This window comes from Pseudomonas sp. 2hn, from assembly GCF_019646095.1.
Classification (GTDB): domain Bacteria; phylum Pseudomonadota; class Gammaproteobacteria; order Pseudomonadales; family Pseudomonadaceae; genus Aquipseudomonas; species Aquipseudomonas peradeniyensis.
In genome coordinates, this window is the sequence record NZ_CP081016.1 from 2,454,526 (window position 1) to 2,474,110 (window position 19,585).

At 66.1% G+C, this 19,585-nt stretch carries 17 protein-coding genes; 13 read left to right on the plus strand and 4 right to left on the minus strand.

What is annotated here, in order from left to right:
- Positions 1–16 precede the first annotated feature (16 nt).
- Positions 17–1,483, plus strand: a complete 1,467-nt coding sequence (locus K2O50_RS11215) for a DNA-3-methyladenine glycosylase 2 family protein (RefSeq protein ID WP_050706033.1) — start codon at positions 17–19, stop codon at positions 1,481–1,483.
- Between the two features lie 28 nt (positions 1,484–1,511).
- Here K2O50_RS11215 and K2O50_RS11220 read toward each other — a convergent pair whose 3' ends face one another.
- The gene (locus K2O50_RS11220) at positions 1,512–2,309 is read right to left on the minus strand and encodes a helix-turn-helix transcriptional regulator (RefSeq protein WP_050706032.1); all 798 of its coding nucleotides are present in this window, start codon (positions 2,307–2,309) and stop codon (positions 1,512–1,514) included.
- A 299-nt stretch (positions 2,310–2,608) separates the two neighbouring features.
- On the opposite strand from K2O50_RS11220, the gene K2O50_RS11225 reads away from it, so the two are divergent.
- Both K2O50_RS11225 and K2O50_RS11230 read left to right on the plus strand, forming a co-directional pair.
- Positions 2,609–3,973 carry an APC family permease gene (locus tag K2O50_RS11225; protein WP_220690012.1) on the plus strand — a complete coding sequence of 455 codons (1,365 nt, stop codon included), beginning with the start codon at positions 2,609–2,611 and terminating at the stop codon, positions 3,971–3,973.
- A gap of 17 nt (positions 3,974–3,990) precedes the next feature.
- Complete coding sequence (locus K2O50_RS11230) at positions 3,991–5,100, plus strand: P1 family peptidase (protein ID WP_220690013.1); 1,110 nt, start codon at positions 3,991–3,993, stop codon at positions 5,098–5,100.
- A 102-nt stretch (positions 5,101–5,202) separates the two neighbouring features.
- Here the strand turns inward: K2O50_RS11230 and K2O50_RS11235 are convergent, their stop codons facing one another.
- Positions 5,203–6,531 (minus strand): MFS transporter, encoded by a 1,329-nt coding sequence (locus K2O50_RS11235; protein ID WP_050705635.1) that lies wholly within the window; start codon positions 6,529–6,531, stop codon positions 5,203–5,205.
- Between the two features lie 174 nt (positions 6,532–6,705).
- Between K2O50_RS11235 and K2O50_RS11240 the strand changes: the two genes are divergently transcribed.
- The 3 genes from K2O50_RS11240 to K2O50_RS11250 all read left to right on the plus strand — a co-directional run bounded on the left by K2O50_RS11240 (position 6,706) and on the right by K2O50_RS11250 (position 9,313).
- A complete protein-coding gene (locus K2O50_RS11240) occupies positions 6,706–7,809 on the plus strand; it encodes a sugar diacid recognition domain-containing protein (protein ID WP_050705636.1) in 1,104 nt (367 codons plus the stop codon).
- Positions 7,810–7,910: 101 nt separating this feature from the next.
- Positions 7,911–9,050, plus strand: a complete 1,140-nt coding sequence (locus tag K2O50_RS11245; protein WP_050705637.1) for a glycerate kinase — start codon at positions 7,911–7,913, stop codon at positions 9,048–9,050.
- Entirely contained in the window at positions 9,050–9,313 is a 264-nt protein-coding gene (locus tag K2O50_RS11250; RefSeq protein ID WP_220690014.1) for a hypothetical protein, read from the plus strand. The genes K2O50_RS11245 and K2O50_RS11250 overlap by 1 nt, the downstream gene beginning before the upstream one ends.
- Before the next feature lie 150 nt (positions 9,314–9,463).
- On the opposite strand, the gene K2O50_RS11255 is transcribed toward K2O50_RS11250, so the two are convergent.
- The gene (locus K2O50_RS11255) at positions 9,464–10,489 is read right to left on the minus strand and encodes an IS110 family transposase (protein WP_050707629.1); all 1,026 of its coding nucleotides are present in this window, start codon (positions 10,487–10,489) and stop codon (positions 9,464–9,466) included.
- Between the two features lie 827 nt (positions 10,490–11,316).
- The gene (locus K2O50_RS11260) at positions 11,317–11,490 is read right to left on the minus strand and encodes a hypothetical protein (protein WP_220690015.1); all 174 of its coding nucleotides are present in this window, start codon (positions 11,488–11,490) and stop codon (positions 11,317–11,319) included.
- 201 nt (positions 11,491–11,691) lie between these two features.
- Here K2O50_RS11260 and K2O50_RS11265 point away from each other — a divergent pair, with 201 nt between their 5' ends.
- The 7 genes from K2O50_RS11265 to K2O50_RS11295 all read left to right on the plus strand — a co-directional run bounded on the left by K2O50_RS11265 (position 11,692) and on the right by K2O50_RS11295 (position 19,581).
- Complete coding sequence (locus K2O50_RS11265; protein ID WP_050705807.1) at positions 11,692–12,714, plus strand: LacI family DNA-binding transcriptional regulator; 1,023 nt, start codon at positions 11,692–11,694, stop codon at positions 12,712–12,714.
- Between the two features lie 72 nt (positions 12,715–12,786).
- Positions 12,787–13,557, plus strand: coding sequence for a sugar phosphate isomerase/epimerase (locus tag K2O50_RS11270; RefSeq protein WP_050705806.1), 771 nt, complete (start codon positions 12,787–12,789; stop codon positions 13,555–13,557).
- The gene (locus K2O50_RS11275; protein WP_050705805.1) at positions 13,550–14,509 is read left to right on the plus strand and encodes a sugar kinase; all 960 of its coding nucleotides are present in this window, start codon (positions 13,550–13,552) and stop codon (positions 14,507–14,509) included. The genes K2O50_RS11270 and K2O50_RS11275 overlap by 8 nt, the downstream gene beginning before the upstream one ends.
- Positions 14,510–14,566: 57 nt before the next feature.
- A complete protein-coding gene (locus K2O50_RS11280; RefSeq protein ID WP_050705804.1) occupies positions 14,567–15,844 on the plus strand; it encodes an MFS transporter in 1,278 nt (425 codons plus the stop codon).
- A gap of 10 nt (positions 15,845–15,854) precedes the next feature.
- Entirely contained in the window at positions 15,855–16,841 is a 987-nt protein-coding gene (locus K2O50_RS11285; protein WP_050705803.1) for a D-glycerate dehydrogenase, read from the plus strand.
- A 202-nt stretch (positions 16,842–17,043) separates the two neighbouring features.
- On the plus strand, positions 17,044–17,790 hold the full coding sequence (locus tag K2O50_RS11290; protein ID WP_050705802.1) for a gluconate 2-dehydrogenase subunit 3 family protein: 747 nt from the start codon (positions 17,044–17,046) through the stop codon (positions 17,788–17,790).
- Between the two features lie 3 nt (positions 17,791–17,793).
- A complete protein-coding gene (locus K2O50_RS11295; RefSeq protein WP_050705801.1) occupies positions 17,794–19,581 on the plus strand; it encodes a GMC family oxidoreductase in 1,788 nt (595 codons plus the stop codon).
- The last annotated feature ends 4 nt before the right edge of the window (positions 19,582–19,585 follow it).

The window sequence follows — 19,585 nt, forward strand, 5'->3', positions numbered from 1 at the left end:
GCATAGGATGTCGCTCATGACCAACCTCATCGATTCCCCCGAAAGCGATGCCTGCTACCTGGCCCTGAAAGCGCATGACGCGCGCTTCGATGGCGCCTTCTTCGCCGCAGTCACCAGCACCGGCATCTATTGCCGGCCGGTGTGCCGGGTGAAGACGCCACGGCGCGAGAACCTGCGTTTCTACCGGCATGCCGCCCAGGCCGAGGCGGCGGGCTTCAGGCCGTGCCTGAGATGTCGCCCTGAGCTCGCGCCGCGTGCGGTGGCGTGGAGTACCGAGGATGCCTCGCGCATCCTGGCCGTGCAGGCGGCGCGCATGCTGGACGAGCCGCAGAGCGTGCGTACGATGGTCGACATCGCCCGCCACCTGGGGGTGAGCGACCGCCATCTGCGACGCATCTTCGAGGCGCATTTCGGGGTCTCGCCGCTGCAGTACCTGCAGACACGCCGGCTGCTGGCGGCCAAGCAACTGATCGCCGACACGCAGCTGCCGATGACCCAGGTGGCGTTGGCCAGCGGCTTTGGCAGCGTGCGGCGCTTCAACGATGCGTTCTCCCAGCATTATGGCCTGAACCCCAGCGCGTTGCGCCGCGCCCGCTCGACCGCCAATGGGCATGGGGTGAGCATTCGCCTGGGCTGGCGCCCGCCCTATGACGTGGAGGCGATGCTGGGCTTCCTGCGCCTGCGCGCCATCCCGGGCCTGGAATGGGTGGAGGGCCGGCAGTACATGCGCACCCTGCGCCTTGTGCAGGGCCAGCAGGCGTGCAGCGGCTGGCTCAGTGTGAGCCTTGACGACCAGCGTGCCCAGGCGCAGGTGACCATCAGTGACAGCCTGGCAGGCATGCTGCCCACGCTGATCAACCGCGTGCGGGCCGCGTTCGACCTGGATGCCGACCCGCTGGCGATCCACAGTGTGTTGCAGGCCACGTTCCCGGCGAGTGAAGGCATGCGTGTGCCAGGTACGCTGGACGGTTTCGAGCTGGCGGTGCGTGCCGTGCTTGGCCAGCAGATCACCGTGGCCGCAGCGCGCACACTGGGCGCGCGCCTGGTCGGCACCTTTGGCGAACCCATCCAGACCCCCGTTGCAGCGCTGGACCGTCTGTTTCCCACGCCAGCCAGCCTGGCGGCGGCCAGCGGTGACGCCCTTGGCCGCCTGGGCATCACGCGCCAGCGCCAGGCTGCGCTCAAGGCCCTGGCCGAGGCCGTGGGGGAGGGGCGCCTGGTGCTGAGCCCCGGCGTCGATGTCGCGGCCACCTGCGCCCAGTTGCGTGCCTTGCCCGGCATCGGCGACTGGACGGCCCAGTACATCGCCTTGCGCGCGTTGCGCTGGCCCGATGCGTTTCCGGCGGGTGACGTGGCGCTGCAGAAGGCCCTGGGCGTCAACAGCGCCATTGCCGCCACACAGGCTGCGCAGGATTGGCGGCCCTGGCGTGGCTATGCGGTGCTGCGTGCCTGGCAGGGGCTGGCAGGCGCGGCGCGTCCGTGAGTGTCTTGGCAAACGCTGTGTGGCGGGCTCAGGGATCCTGCGGATCATGCCCCAGCGATTGCAGGAACAACGAGAACAACTCCGGTTGCGACGAAATATCCAGCTTGGCGTAGAGATGCCGGCGATGGACCTTGATGGTTTCCGGGGAGATGGCCAGGCGCTCTGCCATGGCCTTGGATGAATACCCCCGCAGGATCAGCCGGGCGATCTCCAGCTCGCGCTCCGACAATACCTTGGCCCCGAACAGGCTCATGGCATCGCGCACCTGATGGGCCATGCCTGCCACGGGCGCTGGGCGCAGGCTCTGCTGCAGCCAGTGCTGGGCCATCAGCGCGACCACCCACGGGCACACCACCGCCAGCAAGCCATGGCTGGCGCTGTCGAACCGCTCGCGGCGTCCCAGCGACAGCGACAGGGCGCCACTGTCAGCCAACTGCACGATGAACTGCACCTCGTCTTCCAGCACATGGTCGTGGAAGTACTTGAGGTAGTACTCGCTCTGGCGGAACTGGTCTGGTGCCACTTCCTCGAGCCGGTGCAGACCGTCGCCGATGCGCTCCTGGCAGGCCTGGTAGAACGGGTCGAGCTGGTACAGGCCGCTCAGGTACAGGGCCATGGCTTCGGGGTTGCCTTCACCCCGGGCATCGAAGATCTCCAGCGCCCGGGGCAGGCCGGCGCGGGGGTAGAACATCGCCAGCGCATTGTCGAACGCCAGCCACTGCTGCAACAGCAGGATCAACTGGCGCCAGAAGCGTGGCTGACCGATCTGCTCGACGGTGCGGGCGAGGCCTGCGTGAGTGCTGGCTTCGGTGAACAGGTTGTGCATGAGACCCCATTGCTGGCGACTGTTACGAGTCAGTTGACTGGAATGAGGGGGCGTGGGAGCGGGCTTGCCCCGCGATATTGCAGGGTTGCCTGACGCTACGCCATCGCGGGGCCAGCCCGCTCCCACAAGATTTGACCTGCGATTGCGCAGTCTTGTGAGGTTTCCCGCTCCCCGTCAAGAGGCGTACCCCCTTTAGGTAATTGGCCCAATCGCTGCGCCAGCCTACATTCCAGCCCAGGTCCAGCGGCCGCGTGACCGGTTTTCCCCTCACAACCAATAACAACCAGAGGAAAAACGCCATGAGCTCCAGCGCAGCGCCCACGGGCGCACTCCAGCAACGGCTGGGGGTGTTCGACGTGGTCGCCATCACCGTGTCGGCGGTGACCCCGGCCAGTTCCGTGTTCGTCATCGCCCCGTTCGCCATCCAGCAGGCCGGCAGCGGCGCCTTTCTCTCGTTCATCATGGCCGCAGTCCTGGCGCTGATGTTCGCCTGGTGCTACGCCGAGCTGGGGCGTGCCCACAGCTCCGCCGGTGGCGAATACGTGTACGCCAAGCGGGTGTTCGGCGGGCTGGCCGGCTACGCCACCTTCCTCACCGTGCTGGCCTCGATGCTGTTCATCCCGCCGGTGCTCGCCGCCGGTGCCGCCACCTACCTGAACAACGCCCTGGGCACCACGTTCGACACTCAGGCGGTAGCCCTGGTGATCGTGGTGTCGAGCTATGCGCTGGGCATTCTCAATATTCGCCTGAACGCCTGGATCACCGGGTTGTTCCTGTTCTGCGAAGTCGCCGCGCTGCTGGTGATCGTGACCCTGGGTTTCGGCAACGCCAGCCAGCCGGTGGCGAGCCTGCTGCACCCGCAGATGCTCGAGCAGGGCAGCCTGGTCGTCGCGCCCTGGGCGCTGGTGCTGGGGGCGGTGGGCATGGCCCTGTTCGCCTTCAACGGCTACGGTGGCGCGGTGCTGCTGGCCGAGGACATGAAGGACCGTGGCCGTACCGTGCACCGGGCGGTGCTGTGGTCGTTGGTGGTCGTGGTGGCGATCGAGGTGATTCCGCTGGCGGCGCTGCTGATCGGCGCGCCGTCGCTGCGGGCGATGCTGGCCAGCGGCGACCCGATCGGCTACCTGCTCACCGCCCACGGTAACCAGACCCTGGCGCGGCTGGTGAGTGCCGGGATCTTCCTCTCGGTGTTCAACGCCATCGTCGCCATCGTCATCCAGGTCGGCCGGGTGGTGTACAGCAGCGGCCGCGATGCGATCTGGACGCCCACCCTCAACCGTGCCTTCACGCTGATTCATCCACGCTGGGAGTCGCCGTGGCTGGCGACCCTGTTCCTGGCCGTGCCGTCGGCGTTGCTGAGCCTGTCCGGCAGCCTGGAACAACTGACTTCGTTCACCGTGCTGCTGTTGCTGCTGATCTACCTGGTGGTGGCGGCCTGCGCGCTGTGCAGCCGGGTACTGCGACGCGACCGCGAGCACCCGTACCGCATGCCGCTGTGGCCATTGCCGGCCCTGCTGGCGGTCAGCGGCGCCGGCTGGCTGCTGGTGACCTTGCTACGCGAAGCGTCGCTGCGCGACCTGTCGATCATTCTCGGGCTGCTGGCCGTGTCGGTGACGCTGTACAGCACCCACGGCCGGCTCAGCCCGACCTTCCAGAAATTATGAGCAACCAAGGAGTACACATGCGTGCGCGTCAACTGGGCATCACCCTCGGCCACGGCACCCCGGGCCCGTTCAATGCCATCACCGACGTACCGGGAGTACGGGTCGGCCACAGCACCCTGATCGATGAACAACGCCCGGCGCCGATCCGCACCGGGGTGACCCTGATCGAGCCGCGTGCGGGCGCGGCCCGGCAGCAGCCGTGCTTCGCCGGTTGCCATGTGCTCAACGGCAACGGCGACGCCACGGGGCTGGAGTGGATCCGCGAGGCCGGGCTGTTGACCACGCCGATCGCCATCACCAACACCCACAGTGTCGGCGTGGTGCGCGACGCGCTGATCGCCGCCGAGCGCGAGCGTCTGCCGGACGACGCGGTGTACTGGTGCATGCCGGTGGTGATGGAAACCTACGATGGCCTGCTCAATGACATCTGGGGCCAGCACGTGACGCCGGCGCAGGTGCGCCAGGCGCAGCAGGCCGCGGAGTCAGGCCCGGTACAGGAAGGCCCGGTGGGTGGCGGCACGGGGATGATCTGCCACGAGTTCAAGGGTGGCATCGGCACCGCCTCGCGGCGCCTGGAGGACGGGCAGGGGGGCTGGACCGTCGGTGTCCTGGTGCAGGCCAACCATGGCCAGCGGCGCGAGCTGCGGGTTGATGGGTATCCGGTCGGGCGCCAGCTGGGGCATCTGCCGTCGCCCTTCGCCGAGGCCGAGACGGGCACCCCGGGCATGGGCTCGATCGTGGTGGTGATCGCCACCGACGCCCCCTTGCTGCCGCACCAGTGCCAGCGCCTGGCGCAGCGGGCGTCGATCGGCATCGCCCGTACCGGCGGCGGTACCGAGGACTCCAGTGGGGATATCTTCCTGGCGTTTTCCACCGGCAACCAGGATCTGCCCGCGGCGGACTATGCGCGCAAGGGACTGGCGCAGTGCACGGCGGTGCGCATGCTCAACAACGACCATATCTCGGCGCTGTTCATGGCGGCGGCGGAAGCGGTGGAGGAGGCGATCGTCAATGCCTTGCTGGCGGGGAGGACGATGCAGGGCAAGGGCGGGGTGGTGGTGCCGGCTCTGGAGGGGGATTTGCTGTTGACGGCGTTGCACGAGGCGGGGTGGAAGCCTCGCAACTAGCGTAATGACCATCGCGGGGCAAGCCCGCTCCCACAGATCCTGTGCCGGCTGCTGGCTACGGGCGTGGGAGCGGGCTTGCCCCGCGATGAGGTTGTCTGCTGTCTAGCGGGCTCCAGCCAACACGGCACTACCACCCCGCGATACCCGCAACGCCACCAGGCTGCCAACCACGATCAACCCCGCCAGCGCATACAGCGCTGCATCGGTCGAACCGGTCTGGTCCTTGATGAACCCCACCAGGTAAGGGCTGAGGAAACCGGCCATCTGCCCCACCGAGTTGATGATCGCCAGGCCCGCCACGGCGGTGCCGGCGGTCAGCAGCGCGGTCGGCATCGGCCAGAACATCGGCAGGCCGGTCAGCGCGCCCATGGTGGCGATGGACAGGCCGAGGATGGCGATGGGCGGGTTGCCGGCGAAGTTCACCGCGATCAGCAGGCCCACGGCACCCATCAGCATCGGCACCACAAGGTGCCAGCGGCGCTCGTTGCGCAGGTCCGCCGAGCGACCGACCAGGATCATGAACACCCCGGCCAGCAGGTACGGGATGGCGCTCAGCCAGCCGATCAGCAGCGGGTTGTCGAAGCCCATGTTCTTGATGATCGACGGCAGCCAGAAGTTGATGGCGTAGACGCCGCTCTGGATGCAGAAGTAGACGAAACCGAAGGTCCAGATCAGCGGGTTGGTCAGCACCGACAGCACGCTGTCACCGCGGGTGGCCGGCTTGCTGGCGGCGTCGGCCTTGAGGTCCGCCTCGATCAGCTGGCGCTCGGCCGGGCTCAGCCACTTGGCGGTCTGGTAGCCGTCGCTGAGCAGCACGATGGCCAGCGCGCCGAGCACCACGGTGGGCAGCCCCTGGATCAGGAACATCCACTGCCAGCCGGCCAGGCCATGCTGGCCGGCGGCGAAGTGCTCGAGGATCCAGCCGGAGAACGGTCCGCCGAGCAGGCCGGACACCGGGATCGCTGACATGAACAGGGCCATGATGCGGCCGCGGCGGTCCGCCGGGAACCAGCGCGAGAGGTACAGCACCACGCCGGGGAAGAAGCCTGCCTCGGCGGCGCCGGTGAGCAGGCGCAGGGCATAGAACTCGGTGGGGGTGGTGACGAACAGCAGGCAGGTGGACAGGCTGCCCCAGGCGATCATCATCAGCGCGATCCAGCGCCGCGGGCCGAAGCGGTTGAGCGCCAGGTTGCTGGGCAGGCCGCAGAGCACGTAGCCGATGAAGAAGATACCGGCGCCGAGGCCGTACACGGTTTCGCTGAATTTCAGCGCGTCGAGCATCTGCAGCTTGGCGAAGCCGACGTTGACGCGGTCCAGGTAATTGAACAGGTAGCAGATGAAAATGAACGGAATCAGCCGCAGGGTGATGCGCCGGTACAGCGCGTTGCGGGTGATCTCGATGCCTTGGTCAGGGGCGGGGCTGTGTGCCATGATCGGGTTCTCTGTTGTTATGGTTGTCACCGCGTCGCCTGTGCCGGCGCTCGCCTTGAGCAGTCTCGGGGAGTGTAGCGCGGCTGTCTTTGTGCTTTTGCACAGCTTCAGGTAAAGGCTGCTGTGCCGCCGACCAAAGTCCCAAAGCCTAGGCTTAGACCCAAGGACCCTTACATGTTCGAGCTGGACCACGACCTGGCCCAGGACATCGTCAACCGGGCGATGGCCATCCTGCCGTGCAACGTCAACGTGATGGACAGCCAGGGCCTGATCCTCGGCAGTGGCGAGCCCGATCGTATCAATACCCGCCACGAAGGCGCGCAGCTGGTGCTGGCCAACGGCCGCATCGTCGAGCTGGACGGGGAGGCGGCCAAGTGCCTGAAGGGCGTGCAGCCTGGCGTCAACCTGCCGCTGATGCTCGATGGCCGGCTGATCGGCGTACTGGGGCTGACCGGTGATCCGCAGCAACTGCGCACCTACGGGGAACTGGTGCGCATGACCGCCGAGATGCTGCTGGCCCAGCGTCACCTGCAGGTGGAACAGCAATGGCGCCGCCAGCGCTGTGACGACCTGCTGGCGCTGCTGCTGGGCGGCAGCGGTGAGTCACCGCGCCTGGTCGACGAGGCCCAGCAACTGGGGCTCAAGCCCAACCTGCCACGGATTCCCTGCCTGTTCGAGCTGCGCGCCGGGCCGCCAGCCGAGGCCCTGTCGGCCTGGCTGATGAGCCGCTATCCGGACAGCTGGTGCGTCAGCCCCGCGCGCCAGTCGCTGTTGTGGTGCCGCCCTGCGGGCGTGGTGCTGGATGAGCCGCGCCTGTTCGAGCGCCTGCTGCGCCATGGCTGGGACGTCGAGCGCCTGGCACTGGGCAGCCCGGCGCAGAGCCTGGAGCAATTGCGCCGTGGTTACCGGCGGGTGCGCGACCTGCTGGCCTATGGCCGGGAAGTGCTGCCCGATGAGCGTCTGCTGAGCCTGGCGCGCTACCGCCTGCCGGCGCTGCTCTGGCGGCATCGCAACGATGATGCGCTGGATGAGCTGCTCGAACCGTTGCAGCGCATCCGCGCCAGGGATGCCAGCGGCCAGCTGCTGCTCACCCTGCGCGCCTGGTGCGCCCATGATGGTCAGAGCCAAGCCTGTGCCGAGGCGCTGGGGATCCATCGCAACAGCCTGCGTTATCGGCTGGAGCGGATCGCCGAGCTGGGGGAGGTGGATCCGTTGCGGATGGAGGGGATGCTGAGCCTGTATTTGGGGTTGCAGTTGTTGCCGGCAAAGGGGCTGTAGAGGCATCCGCCCAATCAACGCCCCTGCGTTTTGTGCATCCGACCGAGGCTGGCGTGGCGTACACCTGTCAGCATGCGCGACAACAGGACAGGAGAATCCCCATGAAGATTGTCATCGCCCCCGATTCGTTCAAGGACAGCCTCGATGCTGCCGGTGTCGCCCGCGCCATCGCCGCCGGCCTGGCCGAGGTGTGGCCGGCGGCCGAGTGCATCGAATGCCCGATGGCCGATGGCGGCGAAGGCACCATGGAGGCGATCGTCGCTGCCAGCCATGGCGAACTGCGCCGCCAGGTGGTGCGCGGCCCGTTGGGTGAGCCGGTCGAGGCGGGTTGGGGCTGGCTGGCCGAGAGCCGCACGGCGGTGATCGAGATGGCCCAGGCCAGTGGCATCCAGCTGGTGCCCAACGGCCAGCGCGACGCTTGTCGCAGCAGCACCTGGGGCACCGGCGAACTGGTGGCGGCGGCGTTGGCGGCCGGTGCCTCGCGCATCGTCCTGGCCATCGGCGGCAGCGCCACCAACGACGGTGGCAGCGGCATGTTGCGGGCGTTGGGCCTGCGCTTGCTGGATGCCCAGGGCGAGCCGTTGGCCGAGGGCGGACTGGCCCTGGCGCAATTGGCGCGCATCGACGCCGGCGACCTGGACCCACGCCTGGCGCAGGTCCAGGTGGAGGTTGCCGCCGATGTCGACAACCCGCTGTGCGGTGACAACGGCGCCTCGGCAATTTTCGGCCCGCAGAAGGGCGCCAACCCTGAGCAGGTGCAGGCCCTTGACCGGGCCCTGGCGCATTTTGCCGATCATTGCGCGGGTTTACTCGGCAGGGATGTGCGTGACGAGCCGGGTAGCGGCGCGGCCGGGGGCATGGGGTTTGCCGCCAAGGCGTTCATGGGCGCGCAGTTCCGCCCGGGCGTCGAGGTGGTTGCCGAGCTGGCCGGGCTCGATGGGCTGGTGCAGGGGGCGGACCTGGTGATTACCGGTGAAGGGCGTTTCGATGCCCAGACCCTGCGTGGCAAGACGCCGCTTGGGGTGGCGCGGGTGGCCAAGCGTCATGGCGTGCCGGTGGTGGTGTTGGCGGGGACCCTGGGGGCTGGATATGAGCAGTTGTATGCGCAGGGTATCGATGCGGCCTTTGCCTTGGCCAGTGGGCCGATGAGCCTGGAGCGGGCTTGTGCCGAGGCGGGTGGGTTGCTGAAGGCGCGGGCCGGGGATTTGGCGAGGTTGTGGCAGGTGGCGCGGGAGCGCTGATGGGGCCATGCCTGGCGATTGTTGTTGTTGTTGTTGTTGTTGTTGTTGTTGTTGTTGTTGTTTGGTGGTTTTGGAAGTTGTGTGCGCATTCATTTGTGATGTCGACGCTTATTCACCTTTCCGCCCTTACGGCGGGTAACTTTTTGAAGGATCAAAATCTATGGTCACCCCGTTTTCTGCAATACTGTTCATCAGATGAAATGGATGGCTTGCGTAAATCTATCCGGCGTCTGATGGGCTCGTATCCGCCCGCGCCACGATGAGCGTTCGCACCTGACAATCCTTAAAAAGTAAGCGGCTTCCAAGAGCCATTTTTGATCCCAGGATCATCGTCAGGCCGATCGGCCGTTTGTTTCATCTGTTGTACAGCTATCGCAAAACCTGATGGTGAAACACGGTGCAGCACTACGGGGTCAGGCGTTCATGGCGCCTGGCTCCGTTTTATATTGCGTGTGCCGAGTGGTAATGGCCCAAGCGATGCGTGCCAGTTTGTTGGCCAACGCGCAGGCCACCACGTTGGAGTGACGTCGAGCGAGCAGTGAGCGCACCCAATCGGCTAATGGGCCTTTCTGGTACTTCAAACGCATCAGGTAAACCCGTGCGCATTGCACCAGCAAGCGTCGAAGGTTCTTGTCGCCGCGCTTGCTAATCCCCAGCAAATTCTGTCTGCCACCGGTACTGTACTGACGGGGCACCAGACCTACAGAGGCCGCAAAGTCCCGGCTACTGCCGTATTGCTGGCCATCGCCCATTTCCACAGCCAGCAGGCTGGCGGTGATCGGTCCGACACACGGAATACTCAGCAAACGACTACCCAGATCATCGTCAGTCAGCTGGCTCACCAGCTCTTCGTCCAACAACTTGATCTGCTCGCTCAGGTAGACGAAATGCTCATGTAGCCGCTGCAACAATGCGACAAGACGTACAGGCAAGTCGTGCTCTTCAAGCACAGAAGCGAGGCGTTTGACCACTGCCAGTCCGGTCGGCAGGCTGACGCCGAATTCGAGCAGGAACCCATGCATCTGGTTCACCGTCTTGGTTCGGTCGCGGATCAATGATTCACGCATCCGATGAGAAACAGAGAGCGTTTGCTGCTCAGGCGATTTTGGCGTCACAAAGCGCATGGAAGGCCGGGAAGCAGCTTCGCAGATGGCTTGCGCATCAACGAAGTCGTTTTTGTTGCTCTTGACGAAAGGCTTAACAAACTGAGGCGAGATCAGCTTGGCTTCATGCCCCATCGCCGTGAGTTCTCGAGCCAGATAGTGCGAACCGGCACAGGCCTCCATCACCACCGTGCAGGGAGGATGATTGGCCAGAAACCGCATCATCTGCAGCCTTGAGCACTTCTTGCGCGATACCTCTTTGCCGAACTTGTCCTGGGCATGCAGGTGGAAGGTATGTTTGCCGATGTCGATGCCGATCAGTGTCACGGTGCTCATGATGACGGTCTCCGAAGAAAAAACACCCTGCGAAAGCGTACGCCTCGCAGGGTGCCGGGGTGACCATCTCATTAAGTCACCAAAAAATCCTCGCTCCATTCATCCGGCCCTACGCTTCGCTCCGGGTTCCCTCACTCCGGTCTTGCTCCCGGGAGGACCGCGCTGCAGGGCCCATCCTGGGCCCCAGCGCTTGACGGGCATCCATGCCCGTCACCTCCCTCCGCAAGTCCTGCGTTCGGCCTCCTGAAGTCGCGAAATTACGGGCGGCGCCTGGGCTGGCGCAGCTGTCGCTAGTTGGAGATTAATTAATCTCTCGATCGTTTCGCGGGGCAAGCCCGCTCCCACGCAATAGTCGACGTTATATAAATCCCTGTAGGAGCGGGCTTGCCCCGCGAAAGGGCCGGAACAGCAAATATATAATTAACGGTCAAACAACTAACTTCGCATCTCTTGCTCTTGCTCTTGCTCTTGCTCTTGCTCTTGCTCTTGCTCTTGCTCTTGCTCTTGCTTCTAAGCGCGCGATAGTCCAGGCGCCGCCAATTGCGACTTCAGGAGGCCGAGCGGAGTTCTTGCGGAGGGAGGTGACGGCCATGGATGGCCGTCAAGCGCTGCGCCCCAGGATGGGGCGTTCAGCGCGGTCCTCCCGGGAGCAAGAACGGAGCGAGGGAACCCCGGAGCGAAGCGCAGGGGCCGGATGAACGGAGCGGGGCGGCTTTGGTTACTTTGGCCAAGACCAAAGTAACCCGCCGTAAGGGCGGAAAGGTGACTAAATGTCGATATCTTCTACGAATGCGCACACAAAAATCAAAAAAATCACCCAAGAGCCTTCAGGCAATAAACTCCGACTCCCCACCCCCCCGTACCTCCCCATCATCCTGCCGAACACTGAGCACCACAGCCCCCCCACACAACCCAATCAACCCCACACTGGCCACCAGGATATCCCCCATCCCCATCCCGGCAAGCAGCAAAATCAGACTGATCCTAAACAGTGTGGTCATGGCCATCTCCAAGGCAGGGCGAACGAACTCCGTAAAACACCATAACCCCGCAGCCCCCCATGTACAGCGCCAGGGCAAGCGTTTGGCACTGAATCCACCCGCTTTGGCAGAAAGCCCGTCACTTGACGCCACCCCCCATCCCTGATTTCATTGAAACCGTTTTCATCAACCCTGCAAAAGCGCAAACAAGAAGGAAACAGGGTGAACAAAGAGCCAACATCCGTCCGTGGTCGGGTCACCATCAGCGAGGTCGCCAAGGCCGCCGGCGTTTCCAAGGCCACGGTCTCGCGCTACATGGGCGAAGACCGGCAGCTGCTCGCCGAAGCCACCGCGCAACGCATCGAGGCCGTCGTCGAACGCCTCGGCTACCGCCCCAACCGCATGGCCAGCGCCCTCAAGCGCGGTCGTACCGGGTTGATCGGCATGCTCCTGGCGGATATCCGCAACCCTTACTCGGTGGCGGTGATGCACGGCGTCGAGACTGCCTGCCGCCAGCACGGCTACAGCCTGGTGGTGTGCAACACCGACTACGACGACGACCAGGAACGCAGCCATCTGCAAGCCCTGCAGTCGTACAACGTCGACGGCCTGATCGTGAACACCCTCGGCCACCGCGCCGACGAGCTGGCCAAGTTGGCCCGCGACCTGCCGATGGTGCTGGTCGACCGGCAACTGGCCGGCCTGGCCGTCGACCTGGTGGGGCTGGACAACACCGATGCTGTCGAACAGGCCCTCGATCACCTGCAGCGTTGCGGTTATCGCGACATCCTCGCCGTGACCGAGCCGCTCGACGGCACCAGCTCCCGCCAGGAGCGGGTTGACGCTTTCCAGGCCTCCATCGCCCGACGCCGTGGCCTGCGTGGGCAGGTGCTGGGGGTGGGGGCGGACCTTTCGGAGCAGTTGGACAGTTTCATCGCCGGGGCAGGGCACGGCCCGCAGGCCTTGTTCACCTGCAACGGCGTTGCCACCCTGGAGGTGGTGCGTGCGCTGCACAGCCGCGGCGGGGTGTTGTTCCAGGACGTGGGCCTGCTTGCGCTCGACGAGCTGGACTGGTACCCGCTGGTGGGCAGCGGCATCACCGCCCTGGCCCAGCCCACCGGGCGGATCGGTGCCGCAGCGTTCCAGTGCCTGCTGGAACGCCTGCAAGGCAGCGGTTCGCCGGCGCGGCGCCTGGATTTGCAAGCCGAGCTGATTCCGCGAGGCTCCACCCGATCACAAGCATGACGGCGTCCTTGACGCCGTTGCTGCTGGCGAAAAATGAAACCGGTTTCATCTACAAGAACAAGGACCACACACATGCAAACGCCCATTGTCTCCATCAGCTTGTCGAGTTTCGGTGCCGATGCCGTGCGGCGCCTGGGTCAGGCCAGCTACCTGCCGTTGCTGGCCGCCGCCGGTGCGCGGCGGGTGGAATGGCGTGAGGAACTGTTCGACGCCACGCCCGCTGCCGCCACGCTGGCCAACCTGGCCGCCGAGCATGGCCTGCAGAGCCTTTACTCCACGCCACTGGAGCTGTGGCGCGAGGACGGCAGCCTGGAGCCGGCCATTGCCCAGCGCCTGCAACTGGCAAGCGAAATCGGCGCGGTGGCGCTGAAGGTGTCGCTGGGGCATTACCAGCCAGGCTGTGACTTGCAAGCCCTGGCGCCGTTGTTGGGGCACAAGGCAGCGCTGTATGTGGAAAACGACCAGACGCCTCACGGCGGACGGCTGCAGGTCCTGGAACGATTCTTCCGCGAGGCGCAGGAAAAGGGCGTGGCACCGGGCATGACCTTCGATATCGGTAACTGGTACTGGCATGACGAGTCGCCGCTGCTGGCGGCACGACTGCTGGGCCGCTGGGTGCGCTACGTGCACTGCAAGGCCGTGGCGCGGCGTGCCGACGGACGTCTGGTCGCGGTCGTGCCCCAGGCGCTTGACCTGGCCGAGTGGCGCGAACTGATGACGCATTTTGCCCCGGACCTGCCGCGAGCCATCGAGTACCCCTTGGCCGGGGACGACCTGCTGGCGCTGACCGCGCGGCAGGTCGCGCAACTGGCGCAGCTGGAAGGGCAGGTGTGCCATGGCTGAGCGCGACGTCCTGTGTTTCGGTGAAACCATGGCCATGTTCGTGGCCGCGCAGCCGGGCGAGCTGGCCCGGGTCGAGGGTTTCGGCAAGCGCATTGCCGGTGCCGACAGCAACGTGGCGATCGGCCTGGCGCGCCTGGGCCTGGGGGTGCGCTGGCTGAGCCGGGTCGGTAACGACTCGCTCGGTGCCTTCGTGCTCGACACCCTGCGCCAGGAAGGGCTGGACTGTTCGAGCGTCGAGATCGATGACGAGCACCCCACCGGGTTCCAGCTCAAGGAACGCTGCGATGATGGCCGCGATCCGCAAGTCGAGTATTTCCGCCGTGGCTCGGCGGCCAGCCGGTTGTCGCCTGCCCAGATGCAGCCCGCGTTGCTGCAAGCCCGGCACCTGCATGCCACCGGCATTCCGCCGGCCTTGTCGGCCAGCTGCCGCGCGCTCTGCCACCAGTTGCTGGACGACATGCGCGCCAATGGCCGCAGCATTTCCTTCGACCCCAACCTGCGGCCTTCGCTATGGCCGGACCGTCCGACCATGGTGCGTGAGATCAATGCCCTGGCGTTCAAGGCCGACTGGGTGCTGCCGGGGCTTGAGGAGGGGCGCCTGCTCAGCGGTCGCCAGTCGCCGCAGGCCATCGCCGAGTTCTACCTGGAGCAGGGTGTGCAATACGTGGCCATCAAGCTTGGCGCCGAAGGCGCCTACTGGCGCGATGCCAAGGGTGAACACGGGGTAGTCCCGGGTTTTCCGGTGGCCCGGGTAGTCGACACCGTGGGCGCGGGCGATGCCTTCGCCGTCGGCGTGATCAGCGCCTTGCTCGAGGGTTTGCCGCTGCGCCGGGCCGTGGCCCGGGGCAACTGGTGCGGCAGTCGCGCGGTACAGAGCCGGGGCGACATGGAAGGCTTGCCGCAACGCCACGAACTGGACCTGCACGAAAACGCTTCGATCCAACCACGCTGAATCGCCGGACCGTCCGGCACCTGATGTGACAAGAACAACAAGACCAGGAGAATCCCCATGCAGCTTGATCGACTCGCTCCCAGACGCTGGTGGTACATCATGCCCATCGTCTTCATCACCTACAGCCTGGCCTACCTCGACCGGGCCAACTATGGCTTCGCCGCGGCCTCGGGCATGGCCGACGACCTGAAGATCACCCCGGCGCTGTCGTCGCTGCTCGGCGCGCTGTTCTTCCTCGGCTACTTCTTCTTCCAGGTGCCGGGCGCCCTCTACGCGCAAAAACGCAGCGTGAAGAAGCTTATCTTCGCCAGTCTGATCCTCTGGGGCGGCCTGGCGACGCTGACCGGCGTGGTCCACGACGTCTACCTGCTGATCGTCATCCGCTTCCTGCTGGGCGTGGTGGAGGCGGCGGTGATGCCGGCCATGCTCATCTACCTCTGCCACTGGTTCACCCGCGCCGAGCGCTCACGGGCCAACACCTTCCTGATCCTCGGCAACCCGGTGACCATCCTGTGGATGTCGGTGGTTTCGGGTTACCTGGTGCAGCAGTTCGACTGGCGCTGGATGTTCATCATCGAAGGCGCGCCGGCGATTCTCTGGGCGTTCATCTGGTGGCGCCTGGTGGATGACCGTCCGGAGCAGGCCAAGTGGCTGGACGCCCGCGAGAAGGCGGCGCTGCGCCAGGCGCTGGACGCCGAGCAGCAGGGCATCAAGCCGGTGAAGAACTACCGCGAGGCGTTCCGCTCGCCCACCGTGCTGATCCTGTCGCTGCAGTACTTCTGCTGGAGCATCGGCGTGTACGGCTTCGTGCTCTGGCTGCCGTCGATCCTCAAGCAGGCGGCGGCGCTGGACATCGTTACCGCCGGCTGGCTGTCGGCGGTGCCGTACCTGGGGGCGGTGGTGGCCATGCTCGGGGTGTCCTGGGCCTCGGATCGCCTGCAGAAGCGCAAGCGTTTCGTCTGGCCGCCGCTGCTGATCGCCGCCCTGGCGTTCTATGGCTCGTACAGCCTGGGCACCGAGCATTTCTGGTGGTCCTACGCCTTGCTGGTGATCGCCGGGGCCTGCATGTACGCGCCCTACGGGCCGTTCTTCGCCATCGTCCCCGAGCTGCTGCCAGCCAACGTCGCCGGGGGCGCCATGGCGCTGATCAACAGCATGGGCGCGCTGGGCTCGTTTTCCGGCTCGTGGCTGGTGGGCTACCTCAATGGCGCCACCGGCGGTCCCGGTGCCTCCTACCTGTTCATGTGCGTGGCGCTGCTGCTGGCCGTGGCCCTGACCGCAGTTCTCAACCCCTTGCAACAGACACGCCGGCAAAGCCTGGCGCCCAGCCAATAGGTAACGTGCAATGAAGAAACGCATCGTCCTCTACAAACGCCTCTCCGACACGCTCATGGGCCGCCTGCAGGCGCATGCCGAGGTGACCCTGGTCGAATCGCCCAGTGCCGACGGCCTCGCTCGGCTGCGTGCGGCGCTGCCGGGCGCCCACGGGCTGCTCGGCGCCAGCCTGCGCCTGGACGCCCCCTTGCTCGACCTGGCGCCGCAGCTGGAAGTGGTCTCCAGCGTCTCGGTCGGCGTCGACAACTACGATATCGACGCCTTCGACCATCGCGGCGTGCTGCTGACCAACACCCCCGACGTGCTCACCGAAACCACCGCCGACACCGGCTTCGCCCTGATCCTTGCCTGTGCCCGGCGCGTCGTCGAGCTCGACGGCTGGATCCGTGCCGGCCACTGGCAGGCGGGCATCGGGCCGGCGCAGTTCGGTTGCGACGTGCAGGGCAAGACCCTGGGCATCGTCGGCATGGGCCGTATTGGCGAAGCCCTGGCCCGCCGCGCCCATGCAGGCTTCGGCATGCGCGTGCTGTACCACACCCGCCAGCCGCGGCCCGAGGTGGAGGCGCGGTTTGCCGCCGCGCATCGCAGCCTGGAGGCCTTGCTGGCCGAGTCCGATTTCGTCTGCCTGTGCCTGCCGCTGACCGCCGCGACCGAGAACCTGATCGGCGCGCCGCAGCTGGCGCTGATGAAGCCGTCGGCAATCCTGGTGAACATTTCCCGTGGCCGGGTGCTGGACGAAGCTGCGTTGTTCCAGGTCCTGGCCGAGCGGCGCATTCGCGGCGCCGGCCTGGACGTGTTCGTGCGCGAGCCGTTGCCGGCCGATTCACCGTTGCTGCAACTGGACAACCTGGTGGTGACGCCGCACATCGGCTCGGCCACCGAGGAGACCCGCGAGGCCATGGCCCGCTGCGCGGTGGACAACCTGTTGGCCGCCCTGGCCGGCGAGCGGCCGCAGAACCTGGTCAACCCGCTTGCCTGGTCGCGGCGAAACCCATGAGCGGGGCGAGCACTGCGCTCGCTCCGTGCTTGCCATAACAACAGCCCTTGCCCGATTCGATATCCCGGGGTCGCGCCGCGACCCTCTGGCAAAACAAGGCCGCTTCGTCGAGACAGCGCTGTCTCGGCCTGCGGCCCCGGGATCTCCATCGGTGAAAAGGGCGACGATTTCCGTATGACCTGATCAACAGAGAGACATCCTCATGTCCAAGGACCAACCCGCCTCCGTGCAACCGGCGCGACGGGCGTTCCTGCGCCAATCCCTGACCTTGATCCCGGTGGCGACCCTCGCCGGCACGGGACTGGGCGGCGCAGTGCTCGCCGACAGCGCCACCCCGGCACCCGCCGAACCGGCCCGACCGGCCCCGGCACGGGCCTACCAGCCAAGCTTCTTTACCCAGGAGGAGTGGGCTTTCGTCAGCGCCGCCGTGGCCGTGCTCATCCCCACCGACGCCCTCGGCCCCGGTGCGGCCGATGCCGGCGTGCCCGAGTTCATCGACCGTCAGCTCAACACCCGCTACGGCAGCGGCGGGCTGTGGTACATGCAGGGGCCATTCCGCCCCGACGCACCCAGCGAGCTGGGCTACCAGCTCAAGCTCAGTCCCCAGGAGATCTACCGGCTGGGCATCGCCGAAACCGACGCCTGGTGCCAGGCGCAGTTCGGCAAGGTGTTCGCCCAGCTCGGCCTTGAACAGCAGCAGCAGGTGCTCGAGGCCCTGGACGGCGGCAAGCCGGCCTTTGCCTCGGTGCCGGCGGCCACCTTCCTCGGCATGCTCTGGCTCAACACCCGCGAGGGCTTTTTCAGCGACCCCCTGCACGGCGGCAACCAGGGCCTGGCGGGCTGGAAGCTGGTCGGATTCCCCGGCGCCCGCGCCGATTTCATGGACTGGGTGGAGCGCGACGAGCGCTATCCCTTCCCGTCAGTGTCCATCAGCGGCGAGCGAGGTTGAGCCATGAGCCAAGTGATGAAGAAAGTCGATGTGGTCATCGTCGGGTTCGGCTGGGCCGGGGCGATCATGGCCAAGGAGCTGACCGAGGCCGGCCTGCAGGTGCTGGCCCTGGAGCGCGGCCCGGCCCGCGACACCTACCCGGACGGCGTCTATCCGCAGACCATGGACGAGCTGACCTACAACTCGCGCAAGAAGCTGTTCATGGACATCTCCCGCGAGACCGTGACCCTGCGCCACAGCGTCAACGACGTGGCCGTGCCGTACCGCCAGTTCGGCGCCTTCCTGCCCGGCACCGGCACGGGCGGAGCCGGGCTGCACTGGTCCGGAGTGCATTTTCGCGTCGACCCGGTGGAACTGCGCCTGCGCAGCCACTATGAGGAGCGCTACGGCAAGCGCTTCATTCCCGAAGGCATGACCATCCAGGACTTCGGCGTCAGCTATGAAGAGCTGGAGCCGTACTTCGATTTTGCCGAGAAGGTGTTCGGCACCTCCGGCACGGCCTGGTCGATCAAGGGCCAGGTGGTGGGCCGCGACAAGGGTGGCAACCCGTTCGCCGCCGACCGCTCCAGCGACTTCCCGCTGGCGGCGCAGAAGAACACCGTGTCGGCGCAGTTGTTCGAGAAGGCCGCCCGCGAGGTTGGCTACCACCCCTACAACCTGCCGTCGGCCAACACCTCCGGGCCCTACACCAACCCCTACGGCGCGCAGATGGGGCCGTGCAACTTCTGCGGCTACTGCAGCGGCTATGCCTGCTACATGTACTCCAAGGCCTCGCCCAACGTGAACATCCTCCCGGCCCTGCGCCAGGTGCCGAACTTCGAGCTGCGCAACAACGCCCATGTGCTGCGGGTCAACCTGACCAGCGACAAGCGCCTGGCCACCGGCGTGACCTACGTCGACAGCCAGGGGCGCGAGGTGGAGCAACCCGCCGACCTGGTGATCCTCGGCGCGTTCCAGTACAACAACGTGCGCCTGATGCTGCTCTCGGGCATCGGCAAGCCCTACGACCCGGTGAGCAACGAAGGGGTGGTCGGGCGCAACTTCGCCTACCAGAACATCTCCAACGTGACCGCGTTCTTCGACCGCGACAGCCACCACACCAACCCCTTCATCGGCGCCGGCGGCAACGGCGTGGCGGTGGACGACTTCAACGCCGACAACTTCGACCATGGCCCGCACGGCTTCGTTGGCGGTTCGCCGTTCTGGGTCAACCAGGCGGGCGCCAAGCCGATCTCCGGCACCAAGGTGCCGCCGGGCACGCCGAAATGGGGCAGCGGCTGGAAGGCCGCGGTGGCCGACAGCTACCGGCACATGCTGTCGATGGACGCCCATGGCGCGCATCAGTCCTACCGCGACAACTACCTCGATCTGGACCCGGTGTACAAGGATGCCTACGGCTTGCCCCTGCTGCGCATGACCTTCGACTGGAAGGACAACGACGTGAAGATGAACCGCTTCATGGTCGAGCGCATGGGCAAGATCGCCGAGGCCATGGGACCCAAGGCGATCAGCGCGGGCAAGAAAGCCTTCGGCCAGCACTTCGATGCCTCCACCTACCAGACCACCCACCTCAACGGCGGCGCGATCATGGGCACCGACCCGAAAACCAGCGCACTCAATCGCTACCTGCAGTGCTGGGACGTGCACAACGTGTTCGTGCCCGGCGCCTCGGCTTTCCCCCAGGGCCTGGGCTACAACCCCACCGGCCTGGTGGCGGCGCTGACCTACTGGTCGGCGCGGGCGATCCGCGAGCGCTACCTGAAGAACCCCGGTCCATTGGTGCAGGCATGAGGAA

What these genes read in the sequence shown, in the direction of transcription:
- K2O50_RS11215 (WP_050706033.1), top strand. Translation starts at nt 17, where the DNA reads ATGACCAACCTCATCGATTCCCCCGAAAGCGATGCCTGCTACCTGGCC.
- K2O50_RS11220 (WP_050706032.1), bottom strand. Translation starts at nt 2,309, where the DNA reads ATGCACAACCTGTTCACCGAAGCCAGCACTCACGCAGGCCTCGCCCGC.
- K2O50_RS11225 (WP_220690012.1), top strand. Translation starts at nt 2,609, where the DNA reads ATGAGCTCCAGCGCAGCGCCCACGGGCGCACTCCAGCAACGGCTGGGG.
- K2O50_RS11230 (WP_220690013.1), top strand. Translation starts at nt 3,991, where the DNA reads ATGCGTGCGCGTCAACTGGGCATCACCCTCGGCCACGGCACCCCGGGC.
- K2O50_RS11235 (WP_050705635.1), bottom strand. Translation starts at nt 6,531, where the DNA reads ATGGCACACAGCCCCGCCCCTGACCAAGGCATCGAGATCACCCGCAAC.
- K2O50_RS11240 (WP_050705636.1), top strand. Translation starts at nt 6,706, where the DNA reads ATGTTCGAGCTGGACCACGACCTGGCCCAGGACATCGTCAACCGGGCG.
- K2O50_RS11245 (WP_050705637.1), top strand. Translation starts at nt 7,911, where the DNA reads ATGAAGATTGTCATCGCCCCCGATTCGTTCAAGGACAGCCTCGATGCT.
- K2O50_RS11250 (WP_220690014.1), top strand. Translation starts at nt 9,050, where the DNA reads ATGGGGCCATGCCTGGCGATTGTTGTTGTTGTTGTTGTTGTTGTTGTT.
- K2O50_RS11255 (WP_050707629.1), bottom strand. Translation starts at nt 10,489, where the DNA reads ATGAGCACCGTGACACTGATCGGCATCGACATCGGCAAACATACCTTC.
- K2O50_RS11260 (WP_220690015.1), bottom strand. Translation starts at nt 11,490, where the DNA reads ATGACCACACTGTTTAGGATCAGTCTGATTTTGCTGCTTGCCGGGATG.
- K2O50_RS11270 (WP_050705806.1), top strand. Translation starts at nt 12,787, where the DNA reads ATGCAAACGCCCATTGTCTCCATCAGCTTGTCGAGTTTCGGTGCCGAT.
- K2O50_RS11275 (WP_050705805.1), top strand. Translation starts at nt 13,550, where the DNA reads ATGGCTGAGCGCGACGTCCTGTGTTTCGGTGAAACCATGGCCATGTTC.
- K2O50_RS11280 (WP_050705804.1), top strand. Translation starts at nt 14,567, where the DNA reads ATGCAGCTTGATCGACTCGCTCCCAGACGCTGGTGGTACATCATGCCC.
- K2O50_RS11285 (WP_050705803.1), top strand. Translation starts at nt 15,855, where the DNA reads ATGAAGAAACGCATCGTCCTCTACAAACGCCTCTCCGACACGCTCATG.
- K2O50_RS11290 (WP_050705802.1), top strand. Translation starts at nt 17,044, where the DNA reads ATGTCCAAGGACCAACCCGCCTCCGTGCAACCGGCGCGACGGGCGTTC.
- K2O50_RS11295 (WP_050705801.1), top strand. Translation starts at nt 17,794, where the DNA reads ATGAGCCAAGTGATGAAGAAAGTCGATGTGGTCATCGTCGGGTTCGGC.